The organism is Bradyrhizobium sp. (genome assembly GCF_049512235.1).
Lineage (GTDB): Bacteria > Pseudomonadota > Alphaproteobacteria > Rhizobiales > Xanthobacteraceae > Bradyrhizobium.
In genome coordinates, this window is sequence record NZ_JBEKXH010000209.1 from 1 (window position 1) to 11073 (window position 11073).

General features: G+C 64.6%; 6 protein-coding genes. 1 reads left to right on the forward strand and 5 read right to left on the reverse strand.

The window, feature by feature from the left end; translation table 11 throughout:
• The first annotated feature begins 2 nt into the window (after positions 1-2).
• Complete coding sequence (locus ABSG20_RS19410; protein ID WP_423866131.1) at positions 3-1610, forward strand: ABC transporter substrate-binding protein; 1608 nt, start codon at positions 3-5, stop codon at positions 1608-1610.
• A gap of 63 nt (positions 1611-1673) precedes the next feature.
• On the opposite strand, the gene glgA is transcribed toward ABSG20_RS19410, so the two are convergent.
• The 5 genes from glgA to ABSG20_RS19435 form a co-directional block, all read right to left on the reverse strand.
• A complete protein-coding gene (gene glgA, locus ABSG20_RS19415) occupies positions 1674-3140 on the reverse strand; it encodes a glycogen synthase GlgA (RefSeq protein WP_423866132.1) in 1467 nt (488 codons plus the stop codon).
• Positions 3137-4405: a glucose-1-phosphate adenylyltransferase gene (gene glgC / locus ABSG20_RS19420; protein WP_423866133.1), complete on the reverse strand. Its 1269-nt coding sequence runs from the start codon at positions 4403-4405 to the stop codon at positions 3137-3139. The genes glgA and glgC overlap by 4 nt, the downstream gene beginning before the upstream one ends.
• A gap of 749 nt (positions 4406-5154) precedes the next feature.
• Entirely contained in the window at positions 5155-6573 is a 1419-nt protein-coding gene (locus tag ABSG20_RS19425; protein WP_423866134.1) for an HlyD family type I secretion periplasmic adaptor subunit, read from the reverse strand.
• Between the two features lie 13 nt (positions 6574-6586).
• On the reverse strand, positions 6587-8704 hold the full coding sequence (locus tag ABSG20_RS19430; RefSeq protein ID WP_423866135.1) for a type I secretion system permease/ATPase: 2118 nt from the start codon (positions 8702-8704) through the stop codon (positions 6587-6589).
• 191 nt (positions 8705-8895) lie between these two features.
• Positions 8896-11073: putative Ig domain-containing protein (locus ABSG20_RS19435; protein ID WP_423866136.1), on the reverse strand; the 2178-nt coding region annotated here is incomplete at its 5' end.

An 11073-nucleotide genomic window follows, 5' to 3' on the forward strand; every position in this document is an offset into this window, starting at 1 on the left:
ACATGACCGTTGCAAAGAGTTCGCGTTCCGCCGTTCGCTGGATCTCCATCCTGCTCATTGCGGCGTTTGCCGGCAGCGCTATGGCCGCGCCCGGCGACAATGTCCCGGTCGTGCGTGACCTTGCGGGGCGGGTCGGACCGATCATGGGGGCGGCGCTGGCCTGTCGCGATATCGCCCCGCCACGCGTCCGGGTGATCGCCGACAAGTTCCAGGCCGTCGTCGCGGAAGCCGCGTCCAACGAGGCCGAGCGTAACGACCTCAGCCAGCTGCTGGACCGCTCTGTCGCCGTCGGTCTGGACAATGTGTCGAGTGGACGGATCGATTGCAAATTGGTGGAGCGGCAGCTTTCCTATCTCGAACAGAGTCTCGCCGGATCGACATCATCATCATCATCATCATCGCCGTTGCTTTCAGGCGTTATCGCGCCGTCATCGGCGGCGACCGCGCCCACCGCCCCGGTTGCGACGGCGACGCCACAGGTCTCAAGCCCGGTCCGCGGCGTAACCGATCGCGAAATTCGATTTGGCATCGTGGCTCCCTTCGGCGGCGCGGCCAAGGAACTTGGCCGCCAGATGAAGCTCGGCATCGACACGGCTTTCAACCGGGCAAACGATGCCGGCGGCATCGAAGGCCGCATGCTTCGGCTGATCGCGGCGGACGACGGATATGAGCCGTCGCGCACCCTCGACTGCATGAAGCAGCTCTACGACAAGGATCAGGTGTTCGGCTTCATCGGCAATGTCGGAACGCCGACCGCGGCCGTCGCAATTCCTTATGTGCTGGAACGGCGAACGCTGTTCTTCGGCGCCTTCACCGGCGCCAACATCCTGCGCAACGATCCGCCGGATCGCTACGTCTTCAACTATCGGGCGAGCTATTCCGAAGAGACCGAGGCGGTCGTGCGCTACCTGATCAAGCTGCGCAAGCTGCGGCCCAGGCAGATCGCTGTCTTCGCCCAGCAGGACGCCTACGGTGATGCCGGTTTTGCCGGCGTGGTCCAGGCGTTGCGGGGGCTTGGCGTCGGCGACGCCGCCATTCTGAGACTCGGCTACAAGCGCAACACCGTAGACGTCGACGACGCGGTGAACCAGCTGCAGCTGGCGAAGATCCCGGTCAAGGCCGTGGTGATGGTGGCAGCCTATCGCGCCGCCGCGAAGTTCATCGAAAAGACCCGCGACCTCTTCCCCGGCATGATCTACTCCAACGTATCCTTTGTCGGCAGCACCGCGCTTGCTGATGAATTGAATCTCCTGGGACCGCGTTATGCCAGCGGCGTCATCGTGACGCAGGTGGTCCCGGCAGTCGGCGGTTATTCGAGCGCGGTGCTCGAATACAAGAATGCGTTGGCGAATTATTTCCCGGGCGAGGCCCCGGACTACGTGTCGTTGGAAGGCTACATCGCCGCCAATGTGCTGATCCAGGGGCTGAAGCGAACCGGGCCGCAGCTCGACACCGAACGGCTGATCGATAATCTCGAGGCCATGAGCAACGTCGATCTCGGCCTTGGCGTACCGCTCAATTTCGGGCGCGCGGAACATCAGGCTTCCCACAAGATCTGGGGCACCGCGATGGACGATAAAGGGAAATACCAGTCCATCGGACTGGAATAGACGGCTTTGCAACGGCATCCCCGCGGGCTTCGATCGTCGCGCCGCGGCAACGGCGTTGCCAAATCAGGCCGCGCCCGCTCTTGCCGCTGTTATCTCACGATAGAGCATGGCGTAGCGGTGGGCGGGTTTGCGCCAGGATACGTCGGTCGCCATGGCGTTCTGTCGCATGCGCGCCCAGGCCTCGCGGTCGGCGTAAAGTTCGGCGGTGCGGCGGATCGCGGCTTCGAGGCTTTCCGCGTTGACGGGCGCAAACTGCACTCCGGTCGCGACACCGGATGCGAGCGCCATCTCGTTGGCGTCGATCACGGTATCGGCAAGGCCGCCGACCCGGGCCACCACGGGAATGGCGCCGTAACGCACCGCGCATAGCTGGGTCAGGCCGCACGGCTCGAACCGTGACGGGACCAGCAGCGCGTCGGCGCCGGCCTGGATCAAATGCGCCAGGCCCTCGTCGTAGCCGATGACACAGGAGATCCGGCCCGGATGCGCCGACTGGGCGGATGCAAAGGCATTCTCCAGTTCCTGATCGCCGGAGCCGAGCAGCGCCAGCCCGGCACCCAGCCCCAGCGGCGTGGGTAGCGCCGATGCCAGGAGGTCGAGCCCCTTTTGCGCGGTGAGACGGCTGACGACGCCGAATAACAGCGCCTCGGCGTTGCCGTCGAGGCCAAGGCGGCGCTGCAGCGCCGCCTTGTTGGCGGCGCGGGCCTCGATCGTCTGCGCGGTGTAGGTGGCGGCAATCCGCCCATCGTTGGCCGGGTTCCAAACGGTATCGTCGATGCCGTTGAGAATCCCGGACACGACTGAGGCCCGCGCCCGCAGCATGCCGTCGAATCCCATGCCGGCCTCGGGGTTGAGGATCTCGCGGGCGTAGGTCGGCGACACCGTGGTGATGCGGTCGGCAAACTGCAGGCCGGCCTTGAGATAGCTGATCTGGCCGTGATACTCGACGCCGTCGATGGCGAAGGCCTCGGGCGGCAGGCCGATCGCGCCCAACAGACGAGCCGGGAACAGCCCGGGGAAGGCGAGGTTGTGCACCGTCATGACCGTTCCGGGCCGCCTGGCGCCGGCATAATGCAACAGCGCCGGCGTCAGCGCCGCCTGCCAGTCGTGGGCGTGGACGATGTCGGGCACGAAGCCTGGCAGCAGGCCCTGGCCGATCCGGGTCGCCACCTGGGCCAGGCCAGCGAAGCGGAATGCATTGTCGGGCCAGTCGTGGCGATCCGGCGCGACATAGGGGTCTCCCGGCCTGACGTAGAGATGCGGCGCGTCGAGCACCAGCAGGTCGAGGCCATCAGCCTTGCCGGCGAGCAGCCGCGCGGTGCCGCCCTGCAGATCCGCAAAGGTCTGCACCACCTCCGCCTTGCCGAGCTTTTCAAGCACGGTGGGATAGCCTGGCACCAGCGAGCGCACCGCGACGCCCTCGGTGGCCAGCGCCGCCGGCAGTGCGCCGGTGACATCCGCAAGCCCGCCGGTCTTGATCAACGGATAGATTTCGGAGGCCACCGCAAGCAGCTTTAGCGCCGTCGTCATGCCCCGAGCCTGTCGATCATTGGCTGCGTGATAAGGCAGACGCCGCGCTCGGTGCGGCGGAAGCGTTTGGCGTCGAATTCGGGATCCTCGCCGACCACGAGCCCCTCCGGAATCTGCACGCCGCGATCGATCACGACGTTGGATAGCCGGGCCGAGCGTGCGATCTCGACATAGGGCATGATCACCGCGTTCTCGATGATCGCGTAGGAGTTGATCCGGACGCCTGTGAACAGCAGCGAGCGTTTTAGCGCGGCGCCGGAAACGATGCAGCCGCCCGAGACCAGCGAGGAAATGGCCTGGCCGCGCCGGCCGTCCTCGTCATGGACGAACTTGGCCGGCGGGGTGATCTCGCCATAGGTCCAGATCGGCCAGTCGCGGTCGAACAGATCGAGCTCGGGCACGATATCGGTGAGATCGATGTTGGCCTCCCAATAGGCGTCGACGGTTCCGACGTCGCGCCAATAGGCGGTCGCTTCGGCGGTCGATCGCACGCAGGATTTGGAGAAATGGTGCGCCACGGCCTTGCCCTCCCTGACCATGTAGGGAATGAGGTCCTTGCCGAAATCGTGGCCGGAGCTGTCGTTGGCGGCGTCCCGCTTCAGCTGCTCGATCAGATACTTGGTCTCGAACACGTAAATGCCCATGCTGGCGAGCGCCAGGTCGGGATTGCCCGGCATCGCCGGCGGATCCCGGGGTTTTTCGAGGAAGGAGATGATGCGGTCGCTGGTGTCGATGTGCATGACCCCGAAACCGACCGCGTCCATCCGCGGCACTTCGAGGCAGGCGACGGTGACATCGGCGCCCTGGTCGACGTGCTGCTGCAGCATCGGCTCGTAGTCCATCTTGTAGATGTGGTCACCCGCCAACAGCACAATGAATTTGGGGTTGTAGCTCTCGATGATATCGATGTTCTGGTACACCGCATCGGCCGTGCCGCGGTACCACATGTCCTCGGATACGCGCTGGCTCGCCGGCAGGATGTCGAAGCTTTCGTTGCGCTCCGGCCGCAGGAAGTTCCAGCCGCGCTGCAGATGGCGGATCAGGCTGTGGGCCTTGTACTGGGTTGCAACCGCCATGCGGCGAATGCCGGAGTTGAGGGCGTTCGACAGCGCAAAGTCGATGATCCGCGACTTGCCGCCGAAATAGACCGCGGGCTTGGCGCGGACGTCGGTCATCTCCATCAGGCGGGTGCCGCGTCCGCCCGCCAGCACATAGGCCATGGTGTCGCGGGCGAGCGGGGTGGTGGCGGTCGATCTCCATACCATTGCGGTTTCCTCTTTGAACTCGTGTTGCGGCGGTCGTCGGACCTCGCTTGGACTTAAGGACCGTAGCTGATCACGGGCCGAACCGCAGACAGACGGTCGCGGGCCAGGGCGCAGCGAAGGCTGACAATCCAGGTAGCTGCTCTCCGGCAGCCTTTCCTGGACCGTCACCATGCCCTGCATCTTAGACTTTGTGTAGCTCCAGCGCGACCGGATGGAACAGATCTTCCGGAGATTGCGGATCGACGCCGTCGTTTCCCACCAGACCATCCACCAAGGGACGCATCCGGTTATAGTCGCCGACTGCAACCTATGATAGTGAGGCCAGGCCATCTGTCCGAAAACAAGCGGCCCCTGCGAACGACCCGAGCCGGCCAACCCCCGTCGCCCAGCCGATACCGGTCGAGCGGATCGCGACAAGAGTGATGTGGTGTACCGTTCTACCAAATACGAAAAATGTCCGTAGCAACCACTAATAACGCAGGTGGACATCGCGATGAGTCTCGGTGCCTGACGCGTAGGGGCACCCCTTGTGGGTGCCCTGGTGAGACCGGGTGATGCCGCGAGAGGGCGACCACGAGGGTCGCTACGAAAAATGCAGTATGGTCACAGTTCGGGCGGGTCGGAGCGTACCCGCCATCTCGATGTTGCAGCGAGCGTAGGCCGGATGAGCGAAGCGATATCCGGGTCTTGATTCCCGCATGTCGCTGCGCTGATGCGGGTACTTGCTGCGAGCGCTCACCGCGGCTTCCTCACCGCTCCCGCATCGCGTCGTGCATGTGTTCGCGCAAGGGGGCGAGCAGGAAGTCGATGATACGCCTTTTGCCGGTGAGGATTTCCGCCTTGATCGACATGCCCGGTACGAGGTTGGCGGCGCGGCCATCGACGTCGAGCGTTACCGCCGCCAGGGCGATGTGCACGGTGTAGCGCAGCCGTTCGCTGGCTTCGACCTCATCGATGGTATCGGCGGCGCGCTGCGAACCCTGCGCCGCGGATTGACTGACCGGCGCGGCCTCGGCATCGCGATCGACCGATAACACCGTGCCGCTCAACAGCCCGTAGCGCGTGAACGGAAAGGCATCGACCTTGAGTTCGACGCGTTGCCCCGCGCTGACAAAGCCGACGTCGCGATTTTCAAGCACCGCCTCGACCTCGACCCGGTCATCGTTCGGGACCACCGACAGCAATTGCTGGGCCGGGGTCACCACCGCGCCGATATTGGCGATGTGCATCTGCTGCACCGTGCCGCTGATCGGTGCCCGCAACGTCTGCAACTCGGCGCGGCGTATGGCCTTGACCAGCGCCTCCTCGGCGGCGCGCACGCGATCCCTGGCCTTGCCGAGTTCGTCCATGGCTTTGCCGCGGATTTCGGCTTCGGTGGCGATGATCTTCTGGTCAAGGCCGGCGATCGTCGCGTCCAGCGAGATGATTTTCGAATGTGTGATTTCGAGTTCGGACCTGGTCTCGACCAGCAATTGCTGGCTCTCCAGCTGGGCGATCACCGACGTATTGCCGAACGCGAGCGCCTGATCGCGAATGCTGGCGCGCTTGGCGACCAGGGGCAATGTCTGTTCGATCTTGGCAACGGTCTGCTGTTGCACCAGACGCTCGGCACCGTGCTGCAATCTCTCCTGATCGAGGCCGGCAAGCTGGCCCGAGCGCATCGCCGCCTGCGTGGTCAATTGGGCCTGGGCGCGGCCGCGGTCGAGCGCCGAGGCGCCGGCGATGGCATCAAAGCGGGCAAGGGTTGAACCGTCGAGAAAGGCCGTCAGGCGCATTTCGTCGAGCCGGGCGGCGACCAGGTCATTTTGCGCGCGATTCTGTTCCGCCATGGCCACAGTCTTGTCCAGTTCGATCAGGGGATCGCCGGCACCGACCTGCTGGCCAGGGCTTACCAGAACCGACGTCACGCTCGCGGTTTCGAACGGCTGCACCACCTGGGTGCGGCGGTGCGAGATCACCTTGCCGCTGGCGACGGCGACGATATCGACTTTGCCCCAGATCGCCCAGCCAAGCCCCGCCAGCGCCACCACGCACAGCGTGTAAGCGATGCCGCGGCCGATCGGATTGGGCGGGGTTTCCATCACCTCCAGCGCCGCCGGCAGGAAGGCGCGTTCCTGGGCGTGGCGAGATGCGGATTTGACGAGACGAAGCGCGGATCCGGCCGTCATCGGCGATGTCCCCTCATCGCCCGACCGACTGGATACGATGCAGCGCGGCATAGCGCCCGTTGCCGGCCACCAGCTGGTCGTGCTGGCCGTCTTCGACGATCGAGCCGTTGTCGATGGTCAGAATGCGGTCCGCGCCGCGCACCGTGGACAGCCGGTGGGCGATGATCAGGACGGTGCGGCCCTTGACGATGTCGCGCATGTTTTCCTGGATCACGCTTTCGGATTCATAATCGAGAGCCGAGGTTGCCTCGTCGAAGATCAGGATGCGGGGATCGCCGACCAGCGCCCGGGCGATGGCGATGCGCTGGCGCTGGCCGCCGGACAGCGACACGCCGCGTTCGCCGATCGAGCTGTCATAGCCATGCGGCATCTTGCAGATGAAGTCGTGGGCGCCGGCGAGTTTCGCGGCGGCCGTGATTTTTTCCATCGGCAGCGCGGGATCGGCCAGCGCGATGTTCTCGCGCACCGAGCGGTTGAACAGGATGTTCTCCTGCAGCACGACGCCGATCTGGCGGCGCAACCAGGAGGGATCGAGCACCGCGGCATCGATACCGTCGATCAGCACCCGGCCGGCCTCGGGCAGATACAGCCGCTGCGCCAGCTTGGCGATCGTGCTCTTGCCGGAGCCCGACGGGCCGACAATGCCGACCACCTGACCGGCCGGAATCCGCAGGCTGACGTCGCGCAACACCGGTTGCGCCTCGAGGCTGTAGCGGAACGTCACCCGTTCGAATTCGATCGCGCCCGTGAGCGGCGCCTGATTGGCTTCCGCGCTGGCGCTGCTGGCCTCGATCGGCGTGTTGAGAATATCGCCGAGCCGCTCGACCGACAGCCGCACCTGATGGAAATCCTGCCAGACCTGGACCAGCCGCAGCACCGGCCCGCTGACCTGGCCGGCCAGCATGTTGAAGGCGACCAGTTCGCCGACCGTCATCCGGTTGGCGATCACGAGCCCGGCGCCGAGAAACAGCGTCAGGGCGCCGACGCCCTTGTTCAACAGTGTGGCGGTCTGGCTGGCCCAGTTGCCGATCTGGGCTGCAGCAAATGACGCGCTGACATAGCCGGCAAGCTGCTCCTCCCATCGATGCTGCATTTGCGGTTCGACCGCCATCGCCTTGATGGTCTCGACACCGGTGACGCTTTCGACCAGAAAGGCCTGATTTTCGGCGCCGCGCCGGAATTTCTCGTCGAGGCAGCGGCGGAAGGCCGGCGTGGTGGCGACCGACAGCAGCGCATAGAGTGGCAGCGCCGCGATCACGACAAAGGCGAGTGTCGCGCTGTAGATGAACATGACGCCGAGAAAGACCGCGCAGAACAAAAGATCGAGCACCAAAGTGATGGACGACCCGGTGATGAACTGCCGGATGGTTTCGAGTTCGCGCACCCGCGCCACGCTGTCGCCGACCCGCCGGCTCTCGAAATAGGCCAGCGGCAGCCGCAGCAGGTGCCTGAAAATGCGGGCGCCGAGTTCGACGTCGATGCGATTGCTGGTATGGGCGAACAGGTAGGTGCGAAGACCGGACAGCACCGCCTCGAAAATCGCGATCAGCGCCAGTCCGGACACCATCACTTCCAGCGTCGAGAGGCCGCGATGCACCAGCACCTTGTCGATCACGGTTTGAAAGATCAGCGGCGTCGCTAGCGCGAACAGCTGGATGACAAAGGAGGCGAGCAGGACTTCGGCAAGCACGCCGCGATATTTGTGAACGGCGCCCCAGAACCAGCTGAGGTTGAAGCGACGTGCAGTATCGGAGAGCGCGGCGCGCTTGCTCAGAAGAACGATGCGCCCGCTCCACTCGCGCTCGAATGCGGCGAAGCTGAGGAGACGGGGCGACGGATCATGCCGTCCCTGGATCAGCACGCTGTCGTCGGTGACCTTTCCGATGACGGCGAACGTGCCGGATCGTAACAAAGCCAGCGCCGGCAGCGGCGTCTTCGCCAGCCGCGCAATCGAGGACGAGACGGCCCTGGCCTTGACCGGAAAACGTTTCGCCGCGCGCAGCACATCGTCTTCGTTCAGTGCTTGCGACTTGCCGCTTTCATGCTGAATTCGCGAGGGATCGGCGACGATACCGAGCAAGTGCAGCGCGAGCGCCAGCGACCACGCGGCATCGTCGGTACACACATGCATGAAGGCCCCGCCAAAAGGTGATTTGTTCTGGATGTCCCGGCGCAGCCTGTCGCATCCGCATTGGTGCGAGGTTAAGCGGCATGCTTACGAAATAGTTCTGTCGCGGGGAGCACGCCAAAGGGCATTCCGGCCGCGACCGGAATGCCCTTTGAAATGCTGGATCAGACCGGGAACCGGCCCCATGCGAGGGGTCAGTGCAGCGGCGAGGCCAGCGTCGGCGTGGTCAGCGAGGCGAGCTGGGTCAGGGTCGAAGTCACCGATCCGCTTCCCGAGCTGACCGAGGCGATCGTCTGCGACAATTTCGCGGCGGCGACACTCACGGCGAATGTCTCCGACACCGATAGCCCGCTGCTGTCGGTGGCCATCACCTTGAGGCTCAGGGATGCCGCGGTAGCCGGCGCGGTCCCGCTGAAAGTGTCGGTCGTCCCATTGAATTTTAACCAAGCCGGCAGCGCCGCACCATTGGCCTGCGTCGCCGTGTAGGCCAGCGTTTCGTTCTGCGGATCCGTGAAGGTCGTTGCCGCAAGACTGAAATTGACTGCTTGTCCGGTCTGCCAGGTCTGCGCCGCCGTCTGCGCGCTCAGCACCGGCGCCACGGCCGGCGTCAGCACCGAGAATGTTTCCGATGACGACGCTCCGCCTTGATCGGTGGCCGTGACCTTGATGCTCAGACCCGCAGCCGTGTTGGGAACCGTTCCGGTGAATGTGCCGGTGGCGGTATTGAACGTCAGCCAGGACGGCAATGCCGCGCCGTTCGACAGCGTGGCGCCGTAGGTCAGTTTTTCGGCCTGCGGATCGGTGAAGGTATTGGCGGCGAGCGTGAAGTTGACCGCCTGCGCGAGCTTCCAGGTCTGGGTAGCGGTCTGCGCGGTCAGGCTCGGTGCCGTGGGCGCCGGCGTTGCCACCGTAAAACTCTCCGACGCCGAAAGTCCGCTGGTGTCGGTTGCCGTCACCTTGATGCTCAGACCGGCTGTGTTGTTGGCGACCGTGCCGGTGAAGGTCCCGGTCGTCGTGTTCAACGTCAGCCAGGACGGCAATGCCGCGCCGTTCGACAGCGTGGCGCTGTAGGTCAGTTTTTCGGCCTGCGGGTCGGTGAAAGTGTTGGCGGCCAGCGCGAAATTCACCGTCTGCCCGAGCTTCCAGCTTTGCGCCGCCGTCTGCGCGGTCAGCACCGGCGCCGCGGCCGGCGTCAGCACCGAGAATGTTTCCGATGACGACGCGCCGCCTTGATCGGTGGCCGTGACCTTGATGCTCAGAGCAGCCGCCGTGGTGGGGACCGTTCCGGTGAATGTGCCCGAAGTGGTATTGAACGACAACCAGGACGGCAATGCCGCGCCGTTCGACAGCGTGGCGCTGTAGGTCAGTATTTCGCCTTGCGGATCGATGAAGGTGTTGGCGGCCAGCGTGAAATTCACTGCCTGCGCGAGCTTCCAGGTCTGCGTAGCGGTCTGCGCGGTCAGGCTCGGTGCCGTGGGCACCGGGGTTGCCACCGTGAAGGTCTCCGACGCTGAAAGTCCGCTGGTGTCCGTCGCCGTCACCTTGATGCTCAGACCGGCTGTGTTGTTGGCGACCGTGCCGGTGAAGGTCCCGGTCGTCGTGTTCAACGTCAGCCAGGACGGCAATGCGGCGCCGTTCGACAGCGTGGCACTGTAGGTCAGCTTCTGCCCCTGTGGGTCGGTGAAGGTGTTGGCGGCCAGCGCGAAATTCACCGCCTGTCCGAGCTTCCAGGTTTGCGCCGCCGTCTGCGTCGTCAGGACGGGCGGAGCGATAGGGCTGGGGCCGTTGCCGGCATTATCGACGGTGATGGTGTCGCCGTCGGCCAATAGCGTCGAGAGGCTGACTTCGAAGGTCGTATCCCAGTACTGACCGCTCTCCGTGCCCCAGGGATTGCGGACCTCGACCATTCCCGTGGTGCTGTCGTAGCCGTAGATTGACATCGCATGCGAGGCGACCAGGGTCTGCTTGCCGGAACTGTCGTAAGCATTGGTCCAGGACGAAAGCACCGCGTCGTCACCCTTGGCGAGGTCGGACGCCAGCGTGCTGAGAACGTTCGTCGTCGCATTGCCGGTCGAATAGTTGGTCACGGCAAACGACTGATTGTAGACGATGTTGGACCAGGAACTGCCGCTGGCCTGGAAGTCGGTGATCGCCGACGCGCCGGTGATCTCCTCGAGCGCCATTTCCGGAGCGCCGCCATTGCCCATGGTTGACCAGGAATTGCCGTCATTGATCGAGTTTCCGGTCACGGGGCCGGCGGTCTGCAGCTGGGCGTAGGCTTTTTCCGCGAGGCTTGCCCAGATGTCGGTCGCGGAGTTGAACACGTTGCCGCCGTCTGCGAGCGAATTATTGACTGTAATGTAGTCGGCGAC

Bases quoted from the DNA above. Each gene is read 5' to 3' on its own strand.
- ABSG20_RS19410 (WP_423866131.1), top strand. From the start codon at position 3: ATGACCGTTGCAAAGAGTTCGCGTTCCGCCGTTCGCTGGATCTCCATC.
- glgC (WP_423866133.1), bottom strand. From the start codon at position 4,405: ATGGTATGGAGATCGACCGCCACCACCCCGCTCGCCCGCGACACCATG.
- glgA (WP_423866132.1), bottom strand. From the start codon at position 3,140: ATGACGACGGCGCTAAAGCTGCTTGCGGTGGCCTCCGAAATCTATCCG.
- ABSG20_RS19425 (WP_423866134.1), bottom strand. From the start codon at position 6,573: ATGACGGCCGGATCCGCGCTTCGTCTCGTCAAATCCGCATCTCGCCAC.
- ABSG20_RS19430 (WP_423866135.1), bottom strand. From the start codon at position 8,704: ATGCATGTGTGTACCGACGATGCCGCGTGGTCGCTGGCGCTCGCGCTG.